Genomic DNA, 20877 nt, shown 5'->3' with positions numbered 1-20877 from the left:
CTTTGGAGAATCACCATGTCATCCCTCATGATTCGCGATCTATCCCGCACCCGCGAGCTCGACCGCCGCGCAATGTCGGCGGTGGCCGGCGGCACCGGCAGCAGCGTGCCCGGCCTGCCCTCCATGACCGGCCTTAGCGGCATCGCCAATGTCAACGTCTCGGTGAAACAGAACCTCAGCCAGATTCAAAACGTCAATGTTGCTGCGCTCAACAACATCGGCGTGATCGGCGCAGGCTTCGTGCCGTTGAATCTGAATGTCAGCCCGTCGCTGTGGGCCGCCAATTACGCCAACGTTTAACGGCGAGCAGTAGCGAAGTGCCGGGGGCTTCCCTACTGTTGCCTGCTCACATCCAGCAGGCGAATTGCAGGCAGATTTCCTATACTGATAGTGCGACGAGACCTCAGTACACTTAAAGACACACCCGGGCGGCGACTGGACAATCGCACCAGCCGCCGGCTCGATCGCCTCCCTGGAGCCGCCATGGCAAAGCTCGTCATCAAAGACCTCACCGACAGCGTCGAACTCGACCGGCAGGCGATGGCCGCCATTGTCGGCGGCGCACGGATTGGTGCGCGTGCGAGCGTCGCCGTGCAGACAGTGCCGGGTTCTGCACGCGTCGTCGACTATCCACCTGGTTTTCCCGCAGCACATCAGACGATTGCCGATGTGCCCGCTGCCGCCGCGCCGCGCAATTCGCCGCGCAGCTAGACACGGGTCCAGACACTCGAAGCAACGGCACGCGCTTAACGCGCGTGCCGTTTGCGTTTGATGCATTTGCGCCTGTTCCGCTTGCCGTGCATATGCGTGCCGGTCGTGCCGGCACACTGCATGGCGCGCTTCGAACCAGATCGATACCGACATCGTCGTCAGCCATATTAAAAGGTCCTTCTTGTAGGACGTGCGAGATGCCGGCAATTGGAAACAAACGCCGCCGACACGCTTTCCCGGCGGCTGGCGCGGTGTGCGATTGACCTGGCGAATGTCCGCACGCGGCGACGTTAGCAACCATGCGCTCACCTATGATGTTTAGGATGCCACGTGGTTCTATGCCGTTCGCCGATGGCACGCGCTATCCGGACAGCATCCTGGGCGAAGACGTGTTTGCGACGCGACGCATGCAAAAGCGTCACACAGCACGAGCGACGATGACGGCGCGCCACGAGCCGGCATCGCCAACGCATATTGGAGACTCGCAATGAAATTCATCGTGCAATGGAATGGCCTGCCGACTGCGGAAAATTCCGTCATCGAGCGCTTCATGAAAACCGGCGGCCAAGCGCCTGAAGGTGTCAAATTGCTAGGGCGTTGGCATGCGATCGGCGGATTGCATGGCTTTGCGGTCGTCGAGGCGGAAGACACGCGCGGACTGTCGGCGCTGGCGCTCGAATGGGGCGATTTATTGACCATGAGCATCTTCCCAGCGGCGACGGACGAAGACCTCGGCGCGGCATTGGGCGCGCATCAGGCCGCGCGCAAATAAGTGCGTAAGTAAGACGGTCATGACTCCCGGCCTCGACACGCCTCTACCCAGCGGACAACTGCTGCCATTTCGTGAATCGCTGCTGGCTATGCTTGGCGTTGCCTTCGTCTCGATGCTGGTGGCGCTCGATCAGACCATTGTCGGCACCGCTTTGCCGCGCATCGTCGCGGATCTGAAGGGTTTCGAACTGTATGCATGGGTTGCGACGGCGTACATGCTGGCTTCGGTGATCACCATTCCGATCTTCGGGCGGCTGGGTGATCTGTTCGGCCGCAAGCCGTTCCTGATCGCCGCGATTGTGTTGTTTACCGGCGCGTCGGTATTGTGCGGGTTCGCCACCAGCATGCTGTTGTTGGTAATTTCGCGCGGGTTGCAGGGGATAGGCGGCGGCATTCTGATCGGCACAGTATTCGCCACCGTCGCCGATCTGTTCCCCAATCCGAAGCTGCGGCTGCGCTGGCTCGTATTCGTCACGTCTGCGTTCGGGGTCGCCAATATGGTCGGGCCGACGCTCGGGGGCGTGCTCACACAATACGGCGGCTGGCGGCTGGTGTTCTTCGTCAACGTGCCGGTCGGCCTGGTGTCGTTGCTGTTCGTGCAACGCTTTTTGCCGCCGCTACGTCACCTGCGGCACAAGGGCCCCGTTCGGCTTGACTGGCTCGGCGCGTTCGTGGTCGCGGTCACGTTCGGCGCGCTGCAATTGCTGATCGAATTGTTTCCGAAGTACGGCGTCGACACGATAACGATCGTGCTGGCCGTCGTTACGGCGAGTTTCGCAATGACGCTGTGGCTATGGGAGCGGAGGATCAAGTATCCGATCATTCCTGTGGATATGCTGTTGGACCGCAAGCTCTCTGCGCTCTTCGCGATGTCTGTGCTTGGTGGTTTCGCGCTGTTTTCGCTGGTGTTTTATGTGCCGCTGCTGTTTCAGGGTGGCTATGCGATGTCCGCGCATGATTCGGGCATGCTGATTACGCCGCTGCTGCTCGGCACGACGGTCGGCAGCGTGGTGAACAATCGTATCGTCACACGGATCCGCCGCGCGAACGGCATTATGTATGTCGGTTTTGCGTTGTCCGCGCTGGCGTGTCTGGCCGTGATCGTGCTTAGAGGTACCGAGCCGCATCTGGTGTGGATGTCGTGCATGGGTATTAGCGGTCTCGGGCTTGGGCTGGTGGCGACCAGTCTGACGGTCTGTTCGCAGCAGATCGTTGCGCGCGATCAGCTCGGCGCGGCAACTGCGCTGCTGCAGTCGCTGCGTACTTTTGGTGGGATGCTGGGGACGGTGATGACCGGTGCTTTGCTCGGGCATCTCTATACGCAGGGCGTGCATCGCTCGCTCGCTTCGTATCAGGCGACGCAGTGGTTCAAGTCGTTTGCGAGTCCCGAGCTGCTGGTGGACCGTGCGGAGCAAGCGGCGTTGATTAATCGTCTGGTCAGTGCGGGGCATGCGGGTGACGCGATGATGAATTCCGCGCGGGATGCGCTTGTGCAGTCGATTCATATCGGGATTCTGGTGGCGGGGGCGGCTGCGCTCGTTGGGTTGTGCCTTGCTTGGTTTGTGCCGCCGGTGAGGATTGGGTATCCGGAGGGGGAGGTGGTGGCAGGCGGAGGAGAGGCGGAAGGTGATGCGCTTCCGCCGCGGGGGAATGCGCTTTGAAGGGTGATGGGTTTGGGGTCGGGTCGCGGTGCTGCTAGCGTGTGTCAGTGAGCAGCGGCCGTTATCGGTTCGCTATTTTTTCAAGCATTGGCTCGCGCACCCTGTGCACTGGACTTTTGGGCGCTTTTTCCCCTTTCTTACTTGACGCAGAACTTTCGCTCGCTGCTATGCAGCATGTGCGAACGTTTGATCGGGCAGATCTGATACACAGATCGAGGGTGAGGAGCTTGAGGTTGAACTCCTGCTACCGCGGAAAGATTGACGAGGTTGCAGTTGTCAGACGAGGTATGGGGTAGCTAGGCGTTCTGGTTGTCTTTGTGCTGTCAGATGCGGATTCATCGGTTTCACCATTGCAGGTGCTTGTTTTGTTACCTTCGTACTACACCTATCAGACGAACGTAATAGAGGAACTGCTGCTTTAGTCCGCCAACTTAGACGACTCTCTCCTCACCATGATAATTGTGCACTCAACGAATGACCTAACCCTGCCGAGCCGCCCTGCTTCCACCAGCCCTCTGTTTTTCTTCCTGTTTCTTCAGGTTTGGAGGCGCTCACTTGCGCTGTTTGACACATGCCACATCGAAGCGATCTCGCGGGTCAAAGCACCTTCGTTGGAGACCCGACAAGCTACACCTTGAAATCCTGCTGTGATCGAAATAACCCCGAAATCAAGGCAAATTCGAAGAACTCTTCGTGCGAAATGCGGGCAGAAACCTTGACCAGGCGATTCTGATTTCTTACTATGAGCCCCGACGTTTGTGCCGCGACTACGAACTCGTTCTCACCAAACGCGTGCACATAAAAAAACCAAAGCTAAACATCGAGGTCTTTCGGGGCTGTTGCATGACAATGGATGAAGACATCGCGCACGTCGCGCGTGTGATGGCGCCGTCGCTGCGCGCCTTTCGTGGTGAACCTGTGCTGCAACCAGCATATTGGCGAAAGCGACTACAACGCATACAGGATGAATTCCCCCTGACCACATTGCAAACGTTTCAGATCGAGCATTTGCTTGGGGAGTTGGATCGGTTTGAGGCGGAGAGAGGCGGGGCGAGTTTAAGCGCGCACTTCCAGCTCTCGCGCAGATAGATTGTCTAGTTATGCCGCCTAGAGCGTCGCTAGTTTGATCGCCGGTCGAGCCTGTGGCCGATTGCGCCGAATCAGGATGTCTTCATCGCCACTGCTGCGGCTTCGGTATCGGAAGAGAATCCGCGCGTGGCGCCCCTTGTCTATGTCCATGGAATTTGGCGTAGTTGAACGCACGGCGCGATGCCCACCAAACATGCCACGCCTCGAATCACGATACCGAACAGGAACGTAACCTTGAAACCTTCGATGGCGATAAATTTCCGTGCCCTTGCACTGGCTTCAGCCCTGCTTTGCCTCTCTTCCTGCGCAACGGCGACGGCCTTAGGCCTGCATACAGGACATGACGACTCGATCGTCCAATATGATCAGTTCGGCGCTTGGCTAGGAAAACCGGTGCTATATCGAATAACATTTGCTGACGACGCGTCGTGGCAGACCATTTCATCTCCCTACTTTTTGAAAGCAACAGCGGAGTGGTTATCTTCTAATCCAAATAGAGTGGAGACCGTCAGCATTCCGTTGTTGCCCAAGCAACGTGGAGACGCCACCCTGAACGCAATCGCTGCGGGGCAACACGACGATATCTTCCGCAAGCTCGCCCACAACCTTGAATCGACCCACAATCCGGCACGCATTATCGTCCGGCTGGGCTGGGAAATGAACGGCACTTGGTTTGCATGGTCTGCCGTAGATAATCCGGCCTCTTATATAAACGCGTTCAGGCACGTAGTACTTCTCATGCGACATGAAACGCCGCAATTGCGATTCGAGTGGAACGTCGCCAGCTCGGGTGCACCCGATTTTGACTGGTCCAAAGCATATCCAGGTGACGACGCTGTCGACGTGATCTCGATGGATGTGTACGACCAGTACAACAGTGGATGGTCGGATATTCTTGGTCGCCCCGGCGGCTTGCGAGAATTTCGCTCTTTTGCACAAACGCACCACAAACCTGAGGCATATACAGAGTGGAGCGTATCAACTTCCGAACACGGTCACGGCGATGCGCCGACCTTCATCGAAAATATGCATGCATGGTTCGATGTGCCCGGGGCAAATGTACTGTATCAAGCATATTGGAACACTAATGCTGGGGGCCCCGATGCAGCGATTTCCGGACCTTCCGCGATCAATGTTCCTCGCTCCTCGCTTAAGTACAGAACTTTGTTTTCAGGTGGGCACTGATTTGCGCCTAAGCGCCTTTTTTGACATGTTCAATTGTTCGACATATTGCAGCCACCTTTTAGCGAAAGCCTCGGCCGAAAATACCTGAGCGGCGCTTTGGGCCCGCTCTCCACATTGCTGCCGCAATTCATCATTTTCGGCCAGTTCGCATAGCGCTATAGCTAACAGACGCCGGTCACCTGACGGAACCAGTTTTGCAACCGCCCCCATTGCATACAGTTCCGCTGGTCCCGACGAGTAGTCAAATGAGACAATCGGAGTGCCATGGGCTGCGGCCTCGCAAGCAGCCAGTGAAAAGCCCTCATATTTCGAAACGGAACAAAATATCGCCCCGCTAGCATACATTCCGCTTTTATTTTCCCGATAACCAGGCAGAAATACACATTCCCTTAAGCCTTTCTGGAGAATCAACGCCTCCAGCAAGGGTCGCTGCTCACCTTCCCCATAGATTATCAAACTCCAATCCTTCAATTTCTCCCGGACACCCACCCAAGCTTCTATAAGTTCACTAAAATTCTTTTGCGCGCTCAATCTACCTACCGCAATAACTATTTTGGGACGCGATCGATAAATGACTTTTTCATAAAATGGTACCATGTTATAAATAACAGACACGTCAGTCACATTATTTCGAATAAACAGTGCGCGATCCCGTTCAGTCAGCACTACAACTCCGTCGAGCCATCGATATAGCCAGTTCCGGAGAAACATCCGCAACGACTTGTGACGATCTTCCTCGTAGCGCAGATGCTGGACCTCAACGCATATCGGACCATCAACGAGTGGTGGCAAGGCCCAGTAACGAAAGAAATTGTTTCCAATCAAAATATCCACGCCTTTTAATTCATGTCGAATGAAATTCGAAATACCTAGACGTGTTCTAATTTTTTCAAAAACCGACACTGGCCGATATAAATTCAAATGGACCACGTCGACGCCGTTTATCAGACGGAGGTCATGCCCACTTGAAAATAAGCTCAGGACTGTCACATCGTGACATTTAGATAGAGCCGTAGCAATGTCGAGAGCTACTTGCTCGGCACCTCCTTTAAAACCTATATCCGGAATCCCGATTACGATTTTCACCTTTTCTCCTAGCGAAATACGAAGCGAAATGCTTTACGTGCGGGGCCATGAACGCGCATTCGTCTAGCCAATATAGCCAACCGACTACGCAACCTTCTCGGATAGAACTCTGAGAACGCAACTGTCAATTCGCTTGCTTCATTAACACAAGAAGGAAAGGCGAACTCCGTTCTCTGGCTAATTTGAGTCTGGTAGCGTTGCGACTTTTCAAAATGCTCACCGCTCCCATCCATTCCGCTGTTTTTCACTAGCGAGGACGAAGGATATAAGGTCAATTTATTTCCGGATATAAATCTCGCAAAATCAAAACGAATCGCCCAGGATTCGGATTCACCCTCTACCTGGTTGATCAGCATATCAAGCATATCCCGTCCCGCTCGACAAAACTCCGACCGCCGCGATCGGTCCTTTATAAAGAGCTCGTATTCTCCGACATTCCAATCCACAGATTGCCATCGGTCCCGCCAGGTGGCCCAACCCCATGAACAAATTCGCGGAATGAAAAAACCATCATTGAAATCCTCCTTCCCTTCAACCGGAGGAGAATAACCAGATATGGAGAATACTTTATTATTATTTATATACTCACTCAACGCACCACACATGTAAATCAAAAATCCAGGTGAAACTTCAACATCGTCTTCTATAACAATAACAGACTCATAAAATGATAACGCGTGGCTAACCCCTCGAACGACGGAATCACCCAGTCCGCGATTCTCGTCTGAAGTAAACACTTTTACACTCCGAAATCCCTTCGAATTTCGCGCTATATCGCGAACTTCATTCACCGCCTTCTGTTCGCTCTCGTTTCGAGGGCCATCACAGAATATCAACACATCTATTTCATTTGCACCGTGAGCGCGCCGAAGCGCTCCTAACGTCGCGTCAAGATGCCGAGGGCGATTATATGCGAACACAACAACAGGAACGTTTTCCCCAATCTTATTCATACCGCGCTCCTTTGAAATAAGATTCGCCGATCTCCCGAAATTATGATGGTGGCAGCGATGACAGCACACATAAATATAAATGCACACAGTGCGTCAACCCAGTATATTTCAAATACCGATTCAAGCCAAAGTAGAGACAGGCCAAAGATGTAATAGAGGAACGCTGGAATTATTATCATAGTTACCACCTCAGAAACCGATGCTCCGGATTTCCGTCGGTAAATAGTCAAGTAGCCCAAGACCCCGACAATCAAGTAGCTGACTATTGCGCTAATCAACATCACATAGACTCCGTTTGGCGCAGCCATCAGCATCACGGTCGTCTGGACGATAAGCTGGACGAGCGTCCACCAGAAATCTGTAAGCGGAGCGCCCGTACTTTGAAGAAATGCCGAGATGCCCCCCCCTGCAAATGTGCGAACCGACCAGAGCAAAGCGAATAAAATCAGCCAGTCCGCGTGAATGATAAATCTTGACCCGAATATAAACCTCGTTGATGGTTCAGAAGTCAACGCCACGGACACAAAAAAACCTATATAAACAGCGTTGGACCAGCAGATCAACTTATTCGGTGTAAACCGAGATTTTCCAGCTATTCCGCCCCTGTGATTCGCAAAGAACGGCATAGTCAACCTGCGCACCACAGGAGCAACAAAAGCCACCGCCTGGATAACCAGTTGCTTCATCGACGAATAAATGCCGAACGTCTCTAGAGGCATGGCCGCCGCGACGATCAGTTCATCGGCCTTGGCCGCCAACGTATTCGAAACCTGGCCGAGCATCTGTGCCACCGCATACGACACCACCGCGCCGCGCCTTCCGGCTGAACATTTTTGGCCTCGTGGTGCGATCAATAGGGCAAGAACGGTCTCATGCAAGAACAACAATCTGACAACCTGCGATACGTAAAATCCGGCTATCACGGATACCACTGCGTGTTCAGACGACGCCAAGAAAACGGTTGTCGCAACACCGCACGCTTTCCCTGCAAATTCAGCAAATGCCAGCCGCTCGATATGCAATTCTCGGACAGCAGCGCCTTGAACCGGACCGCTTATCACAGTCAATGGCATCGCAGGTGCAATCCACAGCAGCGCATTCCCTACATCCAAGGCACCGAAGCAATATCGAGCCAAGCACGCACCTACGAGACTAATCATGACCGTTGCAGATATAAAGATCGGCAAGACGGCCCGGACATCCAGCAACGTGAATTTCATATCCCGTTTATCTTGAATTACAAAGCTTTGCAGGCCAAAATCCGAAAATACGGTGGCTACCGCCACAATCATGAGGTTGATAGAAACAATACCTAAAGGTGCCGCAGCGAAGGAGCGCGAGATAACGCCGATCTGCAAGAGCTGAAGAGCCGCCATTAAAAGCGACGAAACTAGCTGCACGCTGCCCTTTTTTACGATTGAAGACAACCTGATTTCCATGTCATCAACCTCGGATAGACCGCACTGTCAAAATGTTCTCGACGTATTCGATGAGAGACCTCCCTCCGAGACTCCGTTTGAACAGGTCGCGGTTTATATCTTTTGGGATTGCCTGAGCCAGCTCTTCGAGGCGAAATGGATCATTCAAGCAGTCCACCCATTCCGCCTCACTCTCCATCACCACAATTGCTTCATCCTTTTCAAACGGAATCCCTCTTAATGCCTGCGGACTAGCAATTAATGCGCGCCCATTGTAAATTGCTTCCGCCACCTTAATATTTACGCCCGCACCAAGTCTAACCGGAGCAACAAATATAGGCGATATTCCCCAAGCATCATCCCGACTTTCGACGAATCCATGGGTTTTGACGCGTGAATTGGAGCGACTCCAACGATGCGAACCATGCCCAACCACGTGGAATGTAACGTCATTATCTATCGAACCGAGAATTTCGTTCACGAACCAATTAACAGCATCGATGTTCGGCCACCAATTCATGTTTCCAATGAAAACGACATCCCTTCCGGCTCGAGAAGAATTTCGCAACTTCACCGGCTGATAGTCAAAAGACGGCAGCAGTGTGAACTTGTTAGCAATACCACTATCGGCGGCGGCGGCTTCATCGGCTGAGAGAAAAATTACATTTTTAATTCTCTCAAACGATTTAGATTGAAATTTAGCGAGCCTGGCCAGATCGGACGCCAGGATATTTCGCCCCAACCGCCATTTCTGCCCATCGACCCGATTCGCGTGAAGCTTCACCTCATCGTTATGCTGTATTAAAATTGCCCCAATTTTCTTACTTACCAACCGTGAATATAACGAAGTTTCCAGATGATCAAAAATGACCAAATCGGCTTTTCCAGCAGCGGTTGCACACTTGATACGACGCGCTGCGTTATAGGACAGAAAATATAGCGCCTTTGCAGGCAGCCCCGATACGACAGCACCGAAAAATGCCGCGATAATTCTTAATTTTTTCCAGTTAATCTGATTTTCATGAACGTACACAGTCTGAACGTCCGCAAACGCACCTTTTAATATGTCTATAACGCTTCTCGTATATACAGACCCACCATTCGCGCCGGTCTCATCTTTAACGTGAGAGATAATAATCAATCGAGCAGACGAGCACATAGACTCGTCACAGTTGTCTGCTTTCATCATGTCCTCAATCAAATTGAGGCCGTAAGATCGCGTCGAACCGGACGCCGCTTTCGAACGGTGCTCACATTAAAAAAATAAATTAACATCACGGAAATTGGCTGAAGAAGTGCACCGGACAACACAAAATGCGTCACTACAAGAGCTGCGACGAGTGGCAGCGAACCGACAGACAATGCTATGCATGTGGCTATAGCCAAAAGTAACGGAACGCCACCGAGTAATCCATATTCAATTATGGCCTTCGGTATAGCGGAATAGTTGACAAGCGAATCGCTTGTATTTCCGAGCCGGTCAGAGGAACCTGCACCATATCCCGCAATCAAACTGCTAGTGTTTCGCGTTGAATATCGCGCCATTCTGGCAAACGGCTCAATAAATCTTGCGGACGCGCTTGTATCGGAAGCGCCGAACTCGGCAACACGGACCATTACCTCTGGTCGCATAATAACTGTCCCAACAAGAACGACAATAGCTGCCACCGTTAGGGCAATAACCTTCAAACTTCTGATATTTTTTATCAGAATAAATGGAGCCACCACAACAAGAAGCATCAAACCTGTCCCCGAGAAGGTCACTAGAAGCCCCAGCAGGAGCGTCGATAAAATCCACAGCCTCCTCGAAAAACTCAGTTCAATAACAATCGCCAAAGCAATAAACTGGGAAAGAAACGACGCCTCAAGAAATACGATTGCATTTGACTTATACAAGTCTCCGCCATAGGAAACTGGATAGCTTGCCAAATAACCTTGCATTATTACCGCATCAGGTAAATTCCCGATTGGATCCGCGTAGGGAATGTGCAGGATTAACTGGCTGAAATACTGCCATATCCCGACAACAGAAAATAACACCATCAGCAAAACGAAGTATCGAGCCGCCTCGCGCGTATTCTCGCGCGTTACAGATCGTGTAGCACTCATGGTCAGTGGCAAATACAAGGCGAGCAAGTACAGCAACGAGCTGATAGATGTTTTTCCGTAGGTACTCAACGAGCACAGCAAGATCAAGCCGAACGAAACCCAAAGAACGATCGCATTGAGTTTGCGCGGCACCGTTAGACCATCAACTGCGAGCCACAGAACCGTCGCCCAGTACAGCAGAAACGCCACCGGAAGCTGGGTGGCGCCGAGAGGAATAGCAAATCGCTGCGTTAGAATCGCCAAAGTCATCATCAGACACAGCGCCCGAACGGACCGCCCCACCCCAAGAGGTTTTATTTTCATCGCCATGACAGCTATTTCCCGTACGTGTATTCCGCGTGACGATAGCCGCCATACGCGGAACCATAGCCATACTTCCCGAGCGCGGGATTGACTCCGTTAAACACCACTCCTTTCACATACACACCTACCTGTGCGAGGCGCTTCGCAGATTCGCCTAGCTCGGCTACTTTCGTGGATCCCGCCAGCGCCACCAAAAAAGTAGTTCCACAATGCGGTGCCAGCACCGCGGCATCGGCCACCGCAAGTACAGGAGGCGTATCGATAATCACAAGATCATATTTCGAAGACAGGCTATTTATCAGGCCAACGAGACGCCCGGAATGAAACATCTCGCCGGGGTTGGTCGAAACTGCGCCGGCGGAAATGAACTCCAACCCTGGCACATCGGTACGTTGGATCGCCACGCGTTCATCGACAACACCCGCTAACAATTCTGCAAATCCTGCAGATCGACCTAAGCCAAGATAGCGATGAATGTGCCCCTTCCGAACGTCGGCATCGATAAGAAGAACTTTTCGACCAGATAGTGCGAGAACAGCAGCACAGTTTGCGGAGACAAACGACTTTCCGACACCGGGTAGAGAACCCGTAAACATCACCCGATTATTCGTTGATTCGACCATTGAAAATTGCAATGCCGTCCTAAAGCTACGAAGACTTTCAACGGCGGGATCGCCTGGAAACTGCACTGCAAGTAGTGTCGTCTTCCCACGGGCCGACCCGATTTTTCGATCAATTCGCCTCTGCTCCGAACTAATCGGCACCGTCGCATACACGTTGATACCTAGGATTCGTTCGATGTCGCGCGAATCGCTAACGCCACCAAATAGTCTGCTTCTCACCAGAGCGACTGCGAAGCCGACGAAAAGACCTCCTAGGAACGCCAACGGAATGATGACAATCGGCCGTGGCCATATCGGCTTCTCCGGAACCGGAGCAGCATCGACAAGCCTTACGCTGCCGACCTTGCCGGCTTTCACCAATTTCAACTGTTGGAGGTTATCCTGCAGTGTCAAGTAGAGTTCCTGATTCACCTGCACGTCACGCGTGTCACGTAATACGTTTTGCTCAATGAGCGGCCGCTGCTTGATCTGAGCATCGATATCTTTCGACCGGGTCTCAAGTTCAGAAATTTGCGCATCGAGCGCTTGCATCGCCGGGTGAGTCGTGGCGAATCGCGAGCCGAGGTCAGTCCGCTTTTGTCGAAGCGCCGTCAATTGAGTCTCTACATCCACCGACTGCTGCAGCACAAGCCCGGCTTCATCACCCAGATTTACAGTACTAAGATGCTGACGCGTTTTGTTATATTTGTCCTCCGATTGACGGAGTTTTTCGGCGAGCATTGGGAGTTGAACATTCAGAAAATCGATTGATCGCTGCGCCTCTTCGGTCTTCCGTAGTACGTTTTGCTTCACGTACTGTGCGCCGATCTCGTTCATAACACGACTAACAAGTTCCGGATCGGTTCCGTCGTAGGTCGCGGAAAGTACATCAGAGTCCTTACCCTTTTGCGTGATATCCAGCTTTTCCTGGAGACGCGTGATCGTTTCCAGGCGAGACGAGCGCGCCAAGTCAAATTTCGCTCCCTTCATACCATCAAGCGCCACCACTCGGAGAACAATTGGACCAGACAATGTCTGTACATTCAGCGTTTCACCTACCGCGCCGGTAGCTGGGCTATCAAGGTCATCTCCTGACAACTCAAATCGCCCATTGCCTAAGACTTCAATCCGAAAGAGATCATCTTCCATGATGCGAGGAACATCGAACGTGCTGACGTCGATTGTCTCAGCGCCCCAGACAAATCCCCCCATGCCAAACAGACCAGGCTGGGACATTTTTTTGTTGTGGCCCGCAATCCATTTTCCTACAATCGGAAAATATCGCGGATTCGCGTTTATGAACAAGTGCAGTTTGTCCACCGCAGCCGAGACCACCAATCGCGATCCCAATAGCTGGATCTCAGCATCTGCTGATGACTTCATGTCGAGCAAAGGGGCTATATTTGCAAGCAAGCCATTACTCGTCGCACTCGTGCCGTCTTCAATCTGAACCATGACGTCTGCGCGATAGATTGGGGGGCGCAGAAATGAGTAGAGTCCACCGAGGACTAAAAAAACGCCAACAATTGCAGATATCCAATAACGGTTTTCTATCACGACATCGACCACCGCCGACAGATCAAGCGTGTCAGAATCGTCCTCGTGAGATCGAAAATTTTGGGCTAGATTATTCATTTTTATCTTTCACCATTCTTGTGATTTCACCGACGCGATTATGAGCAAAACCACGTCGATGCGAACTACTTACCGCGCCATTTCCAGGTATTCGATGTACTGCGTCCATCTTTCAACAGAAGCATCAATTAGATTAAAAGATCGTTCAAATGCCTTTTGACCCTTTCGATATGGATCCGGTATATCGAGGTGTTCATGATGCCCGAGCTTGTACACCCTTCCGGTTAGTACCGGGGAATGACGCTCAATTGCGTTCTTTTGCTCGCTATCCATAACAAGGATCAGGTCTGCTGTCGAACATAGCCAACGGTTCAATTGCTGTGCCCTATGCGCCGAAATGTCGATCTTCCGTGCGCGAAGCAATTCAATTGCCGCTCTGTCTGCGGGCTGCCCGATCAAAGCTTGCAGCCCTGCCGACTGCACACTGAGGCGCGGCAATGCAGCTCCCAACACTCCTGCCGCCATAGGACTGCGACATATGTTTCCAGTGCAAACAATCAGGATGCTAGAGATGTTCATACTTGAGAATTCGTCGGAGATCGCTTCGTTGCGGCTGCATAACGATGAAGAATCATTCGCCACACTGCAGGCTGGAGATGGCCCCGAGACACAAATTTCCCGAGGTGCTAGATCTCCTGCTCCCTCTTTGCGTGGAAGAAGTGCTGTTCAACCCATCACTCAAAGACTGCGACAAATTGGCACCCGCGCCCCCTAACTCTGCGCTGCTCATTCCCACATTAGTTGACCGAGTGTTTCGTCCTCCCGCGAAGCCAGTGCGCATCTCCAAGCCGTCGACCAGATCGTCTGTTAGCAATGGATTCTGGCCTTGGCTGCTACGACTCGAAATGTTTGACTGCGGAGACTTCTGATCAGACCGCGTAGTGTCAGACGAGTACGGTGTGAGCAGTTGCTCTGGAGAAGCCCCGCGGTTCATTGATAGTGGCGCTGACGATCCGTCAGCCGCGTGCTCCGCCGCGCCTGAGGAAGACGCTAACGGGTCAATCGGTAACAACGTTTTCGCCGCCGCGGGCCCAATACCTACAGCAGAGGACAGTGCCAAGATTAATATCAAATCACCAATTTTTGAGATCATAAGAACAGCGCTCCGCGATAGACACCCTCGGTTGAATGGCATTCAAATAGGACAGTTCGCGAGGCAAATTTCCTCTAATTGACTGTTTTCGTTTCCGCTTTCTAGCTCAAGACTTCGCGGCGCCAATGATTCGAAATCGCCCTGCGACTCAACCTATCAACTGACAGTACCCGGGGACGAATACGTCAGTCGCGCTCGCCCCACTTCTAAAGCTGTAAAAATATGCTCCCGAAACCGCTCGCGCAGCAGTGTGGGATCATGGTTCCGGGCAACGTAGCTCTTGGCCTGTTCCGACAACCGCTTTCCCAATCCGTGATCCAGATTCAAACGAGCTATTTGATCTGCAATCTCTCGCGCGGTGTCAGCAATCAATAGATCTCGCTCGTGCACGACGGAGAGCCCTTCAACCCCCAATCCGTTCGTGATGACAGGGATTCCCATTGCCATGGCATCCAATATCTTCGTCTTAACGCCGGTGCCCTCCACAATGGGCAAAAGTGCAATCGAGCAGCGCTGTGCGACTTCTGAGAGATCGGAGATGAATCCATGCATCGTCACACGACTACATCCACTCGCCGCCTCGATCGCTCGGGTGTCATAGTCGCCGACGACGTGAATGTGAATATCCAGTCCCTGCTCAAGTACGATCGGCATAATCTCGCGAATTATCAGTTTCAAGGACGCGAGATTCTGGGAAGTGCGCAGATTTCCGATGAAAAAACACTGAACCATATTCTCAGCATGACCGGTCATTCTCCAGTCATAGGCTGACGCGACGGTCGCTTGCGGATTTGCGTAAACCTTCACATTTGCGCCGTCACCGCGAAGCTGACTCGCCTCAACTTCAGAGGTCAGAAAGGTCACATCGAACCGATGGGGTGTGCTTAACTCTCGCCTCGCCATCATCCTTCGCTCTCGCTCCAGAACTAGTCTTCTCAAGAAAGGCTCAGCCATCAGCAATGACTTCGGAATTCGTTTTGAAAATGTCCCGAAAACCGTCTGTTTACATCCGTTGACAAGGAACTGGCGATAACGCTCGGATAGAAGGTCGTCGAGGTCAAGCACCTTTGGTACGTCCATATCTTCACAGTACTGCCCAGTTCGCAACATGTCGGCGATGACAACGCTGATTCCACTGGACACTAGCTTTCGCACAGCAGCACGAGTCCGTCTTGAGAAGAACAAATTCTCTTGCAACGAATGAAGGCGACGAATGAAGATGTTAGTCAAGACCTCCAGAGCCCCCGGAAGCTGGACTAACTTAACGGACTTGCAACCCAATCTGAGGATGCTATCTACATCCGGCTTTTCGTCGCTCCGACAAAAGACCACTACATGAAGGTCATACTCCGGCGCGAGAAATTCAATGCTCTGTGCTATAAGCCGTTCTCGACCTCCCTTAGCGGGGTACGGTGGCCTGGACGCGAGATATAGAGCACTCAGCTTTAAATTTTTCGAGATCATTTCGTCACAATCGCCGCGGTCAGACCTGCATTGATAGCCGGCAAGAGCAGACTCAACACTCTACTAAAGCGAACCAAGCCGTTTCCATCCACATACACCACGTCCTTCGGCTGTAGTTCGAACTGGTTAGCTAGCAGCATCGACACCGGGGAACGAGCATTCAGGTGAAACACCTGAGGTTTTGTGTCGAGAGAACCGCGGATTACGTAGAGCTGCGCCGCATCGGCACTGCTGGTGTTTAGACTCCCCGCCTGCGACAGTGCGTCGCTCAAGGTAAGCTTGCCGCTCTTCATAGGGACCGCGGTCAATGGCCTATTTACCTCGCCCATGACGAAGACGCCGTTGTCATCACGTGAAACCACCCGAAGCAGATCACCATTCTTCAATAGAACCCTGGAAGGATTTTGATCGCTATCGAGCATTCGAGACAGGTTCAAGGAATAAGAGACCCCATCCCGGACGAGGATCATCCGACTCTGGTCGGCAGACGCACTGAAACCACCAGCTCGGTTTATTGCTTCGTACAGCGACATCGGGATGTCGTTGATAGGAACCGCACCCGGCGTGTGTACCTCACCGTCGACAAATACTTGCTTGGCCCGGAAAGAAGCGACTCGGACGGTGACTTGTGGTTTGATGAACACTTTTGCGAGTTCGTTATAAACCAGCTGTTGGACTTCATCGGCACGGCGTCCTTCTACATGGATACTTCCAGCGTACGGAATTTGAATGTTGCCGTTGTCATCAACCAAAAAACCTTGGACCGGGTCGTACGGGCGAGAATTTGTTTGAGGCTGCGTACCAAGTGCAGCAGCCAGCTCCGGGTGATCCCATACGGTTATTTGCAAGACGTCCCCGACGCCTAGCGTGTACGGACTCGGCCTTACCATTAAGGCACGAACGTGGTCGATGCTCGCCTGCGCAGTCGCATTGCGCATTCTCTCTATCAAAGAGGCGTCGATATCGGTTATGGGGATCTGCAGCTCCGCTGGCTGAGCAGCATCGTCGGCGCTAGATACCGGTAGGGTCGCGGAGGACGTCATGCGCATCCCCGGAGCAACGACACAGGCTGATAGTGATGCGGTCGCCACCACAGTAGTCAGCAGGGAAGCAGCGCGGCTGAGCCATCGCATCCTGTTGCCACTCCAATCCCCCAGCGAAACTGTCATCGAATTCACCTCGTTTTACGTTAGTTTTTTTACTTGTAGCGGTTGAGCCGCCATTCCCTACTAAGGCTTATTCCGCTTTGCACGCGGCGTCGCCAGAGAATCTCCGCTCGCTTGATCAGACGATCGAGCGCCTACTCAATACGACCAGTTACCCAGTAAGCTTTAAAGCACCAAATATGCCAACAATTGGCCAGACACTCCGGAAGCAAAACAGCGATGACATCCCTCAAGAATGCTGTGTTTTCTGCATTTAATCGGCGACACGCCGAAGACAAGCCTTCGAATTTCGCGACAGCGACCGTCTCGTAACGTAACGTTTCGCCGTAACACGTACCCATCTTCTTGCCCATCGATCGTTCTGCGGCCCATCTAGCAGCAACGCTCGTCAGCCGTGGCTTTTGAGTGCCGCACAAAGTCGGACCGTGAGTCAAACCACGATCCGACTTAAAGGTGTATCTACAAGCTGATTCCACCGACGCCCTACTTCGTCGCCGTCCCGCCCCCACCACTCCCACCCGACCCACCCGTCGACCCGCTACTCCCACTCGAAATCGGCGCCGCTGCCCCAGCAGCCTGCGCAGCCGCAGCCAACGAAGCCGCCGGCTGCCCATTACTCGTAATCGCCCCAGCCGCCAGCAACGTATCGAGATCCGCATCCGCGCCCGGAGCGCCCGGCGTAAACGAAACCGTCAAGAACGAGGAAGAAGAAAGCGTGATCCCATACGTGTTCTTGATCAGTGTCACAACCGCCGCCTCAGCATTCGCAATCACCGTGCTATTCGACAGCGCGTTCTGATACGACGCGTTAGAAGTAATCCCCGAGAGCAGCCCACTAACGGTCGTGCCCAATTGGCCCGCGATGTAGTCCAACAACAATTCCGTCAGCGGCGTCACGTTGAACGTACCCGCGCCGGCCGCAAACGAGTGAATCGTGATCGCGCCACCGGTCGCCGTAATCGCACAAGGACCGTCAAACGCGAACGTCGCCGTGTATGCGCCGTTGGAATTAGCCGTCGCGCTACCTGAACCGTTCTTGCAGGTCAGCGTGATGCTCGCGTTAGCCAGCGCCGCGCCGACAGCGGCCGTACCGCTCACCGTCGAGGTCGGCGAACTGCCGCTACTGGTTCCGCCACCGCATGCAACCAGCGCACTGGTCGCAACCACTATCGATCCGAACTGCAGCGTGCGCAGCGTGGCGCCGTTTAGAAGCTTCATCGCCTATCTCCAAAGAAAGTCATTCACAATTGACCGGCACCAGCGCCCGTCCGTCGCTTACACCCTGCAAACCGCTTCCGCAGACGCCATGTGAAAGCGCCGCGCCCGTCGATAGAGCCGGCACATTCACTTGCGGCTTCGGCTTCGTTGCGTCACTACCCGGGCGCCCGTAACGCAGATACGCATCACGCATCCGGTAAAGCTGGGTCGAGAAGTACTCGCCGCTAAAGCGGCCCTGATTCAGCAGGTACTGCTGCGTGCTATACGGGAAGGTCATGCTCTCCGCCGCATTGGTCGACAGGTAATTCGTCGATCCCACCCGCGTGCGGAAATCGAGCCCGAACTGTTCCGAGCCGTCCACCTGGCTGATCCCGGGCTTCATGCCCTGGCGCAACGTAAGCGGGAAGCTGACCGCGGCGCCCACAAACGTGCCCTGCCCGCTATGCTCGCCATGCACGCTTACCGAGACGTCGTCGAACCAGCGCGTGAGCGTCGCAACCGGTCCCTTGTCTCCTCCGACAAAGCGCGCCACGCCCGCTTCGATCCACAGCTTCCAGGACGGCTGCACCCAGCGGTAAGTCAGCTCGGCATTCTTCTCACTCGGCAATTCGTCGTGACCCGGCTCATGGTGCAGATAGGCAAGCCGCAAGCGGATCAGATCAGGGCGACCCGGCACGAACATCGTGGTTTCGTTCTGCACGCCGACATACGAGTAATCGAACTTGCCGATCGACGTCACGTTGAACACCTGCGGCATGATCCAGAAGCTTTGCGCCAATGCGACCGCGTTCAGGCCGCCACGCAGGCGGTAATCGCTAAACACGCGTCCTTCGTCCATGTTCTTCGTGTTGTAGATCGGCGCGATATAGCTCGCGTACAACTCCGCCCCACGCCACAGTGGCACGAACCCTTCAATATTGGCGCCGAGCGAGATGTCGAAGTTGCCGTACTCGGTGCCGTACAGGTAACTGACGATCGGCTCGATCTGGATACGCGTCAGCCCATGCGTGTGCTCGTTGCCATGCCATGCGATCGAATCCGCGTCGTATGTCGGGCGCGTGCGCATCGTCATTGACGCACTTGCAGCCGTCGGCGCGCCGCCCTCAACGAACTGCGCGAATGCATCACGATCGACAATGACTTCGCCTAACGGCTCATTGGCCTTCTTGATGACCACGTGAATCTTGTCGGTGCCGTGCGGCGCATTCACGCTCGCCACGCCAAGCACAATGCCGAGCGCGTCAGCTTCGTTCTGGTTGTAGCGATGGTTCTCGTACTCGACCACCAGATCGCGACCACTCATCCCGACACGCACCCGCTCGAGGCCGGCGGCAAAGAGCTGCGCGGCGATTTCGTCGAGCGCGGAGGTATCCAGCGCTTCCGGAATTGCGGGAGACGGCGCGTCCGACGTTTTGGCCGCCGTCACGTCACTCAGCATCACAGACGCATACGACTGCAGCGGCGGCACGTACGTAATCGGCGCTGCGCCCAGCGCGTTGTTGTTAGCTGTGGCAGCACGCGTGTCCACCGGTTGGAGGCTCGCGAGGCGGATCGGGCCGTCATCGTCGGCATCCGCGCTCTGCGCTGCGGACACTTGCGGGCCTTCGCACAAGCCATCTGCGCAACGTGCACTGCTAAAGCGTTTGCCCAGCGGAATCTGAATGCCCACCGAGAACGACGTGTGCGGCGATACACCATCGGTCGAGCGGATCGAACGCATGAACGTGCCGATCACGTTCGCATCGGCTAGCCAGCTGATCCGCGGAGACTGATAACGCACACCGGCATACGGCGTCTTCGAATCGTCTTCTGCGAGCAGCGACAACCCCGTGTTCCACAGCGAGACCTGTGCGCCGCCGAACAGACCATCGAGGCGATCGCCCGAGCCGTAACCGGCAGTCAACGTCACCGGACCAAACGCTTGCGACACCACGCCGTATTTCGAACGGAAGAAATGCGTCTGGCCGCCAATGTCGGTCACACCGAACGCAATGCTCGGCTGATACTTGAAGAACCTCGGCACTTCAACTTTGACGTCACCCATCAGGTGACGAAACAGGAAGTGGTCGGCGCCGCTGAATGGCGCCGGGACATTCGCCGGGTAATTGGCGAGTCCGCCGGACAACTCAACATAAGGCAGCAACCCAACCGCGCCCCAGTACATCTGCGCGCCCGTCGCCTGCTTTCCGTAGCGCGGGTCGATGTAGTTGTTGTACTGCGCCTCCACCGTCCCTTCGGGCAGTGCAAACGCATAGGGAATCACCAAACCACCCGCCTGCCCGAGCGCATTGAGCGCAGGGTCAGCCGCTTGCGCTGAAGCGGAGAACGCTAGAGCCGCAGCAAGCGTCAGCGCGCTCGGCGCCGATCGGGGTTGTTGTCCGCGTAATTTCATGGCCATGTGTTTTTTATTGTG

16 protein-coding genes are annotated in these 20877 nt (G+C 54.0%); 5 read left to right on the top strand and 11 right to left on the bottom strand.

Going from position 1 to position 20877, the window contains the following annotated elements:
• Positions 1–15 precede the first annotated feature (15 nt).
• The 5 genes from HHL24_RS01820 to HHL24_RS01800 all read left to right on the top strand — a co-directional run bounded on the left by HHL24_RS01820 (position 16) and on the right by HHL24_RS01800 (position 5417).
• Positions 16–300, top strand: coding sequence for a hypothetical protein (locus tag HHL24_RS01820; RefSeq protein WP_169483682.1), 285 nt, complete (start codon positions 16–18; stop codon positions 298–300).
• 183 nt (positions 301–483) lie between these two features.
• Positions 484–711: a hypothetical protein gene (locus HHL24_RS01815; RefSeq protein ID WP_169483681.1), complete on the top strand. Its 228-nt coding sequence runs from the start codon at positions 484–486 to the stop codon at positions 709–711.
• 487 nt (positions 712–1198) lie between these two features.
• Complete coding sequence (locus tag HHL24_RS01810; protein ID WP_169483680.1) at positions 1199–1483, top strand: DUF3303 domain-containing protein; 285 nt, start codon at positions 1199–1201, stop codon at positions 1481–1483.
• Between the two features lie 19 nt (positions 1484–1502).
• Positions 1503–3143 carry an MFS transporter gene (locus HHL24_RS01805; protein WP_169483679.1) on the top strand — a complete coding sequence of 547 codons (1641 nt, stop codon included), beginning with the start codon at positions 1503–1505 and terminating at the stop codon, positions 3141–3143.
• A 1323-nt stretch (positions 3144–4466) separates the two neighbouring features.
• Positions 4467–5417, top strand: a complete 951-nt coding sequence (locus HHL24_RS01800) for a glycoside hydrolase family 26 protein (protein WP_169483678.1) — start codon at positions 4467–4469, stop codon at positions 5415–5417.
• On the opposite strand, the gene HHL24_RS44735 is transcribed toward HHL24_RS01800, so the two are convergent.
• The 11 genes from HHL24_RS44735 to HHL24_RS01745 all read right to left on the bottom strand — a co-directional run bounded on the left by HHL24_RS44735 (position 5403) and on the right by HHL24_RS01745 (position 20862).
• On the bottom strand, positions 5403–6503 hold the full coding sequence (locus HHL24_RS44735; RefSeq protein ID WP_169483677.1) for a glycosyltransferase: 1101 nt from the start codon (positions 6501–6503) through the stop codon (positions 5403–5405). The two genes, HHL24_RS01800 and HHL24_RS44735, sit on opposite strands and share 15 nt — an antisense overlap.
• An 8-nt stretch (positions 6504–6511) precedes the next feature.
• Positions 6512–7456 carry a glycosyltransferase gene (locus HHL24_RS01790; protein WP_169483676.1) on the bottom strand — a complete coding sequence of 315 codons (945 nt, stop codon included), beginning with the start codon at positions 7454–7456 and terminating at the stop codon, positions 6512–6514.
• Positions 7453–8895, bottom strand: a complete 1443-nt coding sequence (locus tag HHL24_RS01785; RefSeq protein WP_169483675.1) for an oligosaccharide flippase family protein — start codon at positions 8893–8895, stop codon at positions 7453–7455. Before HHL24_RS01785 ends, HHL24_RS01790 begins: the two co-directional genes overlap by 4 nt.
• A 4-nt stretch (positions 8896–8899) precedes the next feature.
• Complete coding sequence (locus tag HHL24_RS01780) at positions 8900–10063, bottom strand: glycosyltransferase (RefSeq protein ID WP_169483674.1); 1164 nt, start codon at positions 10061–10063, stop codon at positions 8900–8902.
• 8 nt (positions 10064–10071) lie between these two features.
• Positions 10072–11292 (bottom strand): hypothetical protein, encoded by a 1221-nt coding sequence (locus HHL24_RS01775; RefSeq protein WP_169483673.1) that lies wholly within the window; start codon positions 11290–11292, stop codon positions 10072–10074.
• A gap of 5 nt (positions 11293–11297) precedes the next feature.
• The gene (locus HHL24_RS01770) at positions 11298–13523 is read right to left on the bottom strand and encodes a polysaccharide biosynthesis tyrosine autokinase (protein WP_169483672.1); all 2226 of its coding nucleotides are present in this window, start codon (positions 13521–13523) and stop codon (positions 11298–11300) included.
• A gap of 69 nt (positions 13524–13592) precedes the next feature.
• Positions 13593–14042: a low molecular weight protein-tyrosine-phosphatase gene (locus HHL24_RS01765; protein WP_169483671.1), complete on the bottom strand. Its 450-nt coding sequence runs from the start codon at positions 14040–14042 to the stop codon at positions 13593–13595.
• 730 nt (positions 14043–14772) lie between these two features.
• Entirely contained in the window at positions 14773–15846 is a 1074-nt protein-coding gene (locus tag HHL24_RS01760; protein WP_169483670.1) for a glycosyltransferase family 4 protein, read from the bottom strand.
• Positions 15847–16076: 230 nt separating this feature from the next.
• Positions 16077–17249 carry a polysaccharide biosynthesis/export family protein gene (locus tag HHL24_RS01755; protein ID WP_407947464.1) on the bottom strand — a complete coding sequence of 391 codons (1173 nt, stop codon included), beginning with the start codon at positions 17247–17249 and terminating at the stop codon, positions 16077–16079.
• 480 nt (positions 17250–17729) lie between these two features.
• On the bottom strand, positions 17730–18464 hold the full coding sequence (locus tag HHL24_RS01750) for a carboxypeptidase regulatory-like domain-containing protein (protein WP_169483669.1): 735 nt from the start codon (positions 18462–18464) through the stop codon (positions 17730–17732).
• Between the two features lie 19 nt (positions 18465–18483).
• A complete protein-coding gene (locus tag HHL24_RS01745) occupies positions 18484–20862 on the bottom strand; it encodes a YjbH domain-containing protein (RefSeq protein WP_169483668.1) in 2379 nt (792 codons plus the stop codon).
• Positions 20863–20877: the final 15 nt, after the last annotated feature.

The organism is Paraburkholderia polaris (assembly GCF_012927345.1).
Classification (GTDB): Bacteria; Pseudomonadota; Gammaproteobacteria; order Burkholderiales; family Burkholderiaceae; genus Paraburkholderia; species Paraburkholderia polaris.
This window is presented reverse-complemented; position numbering and strand designations above follow the sequence as displayed.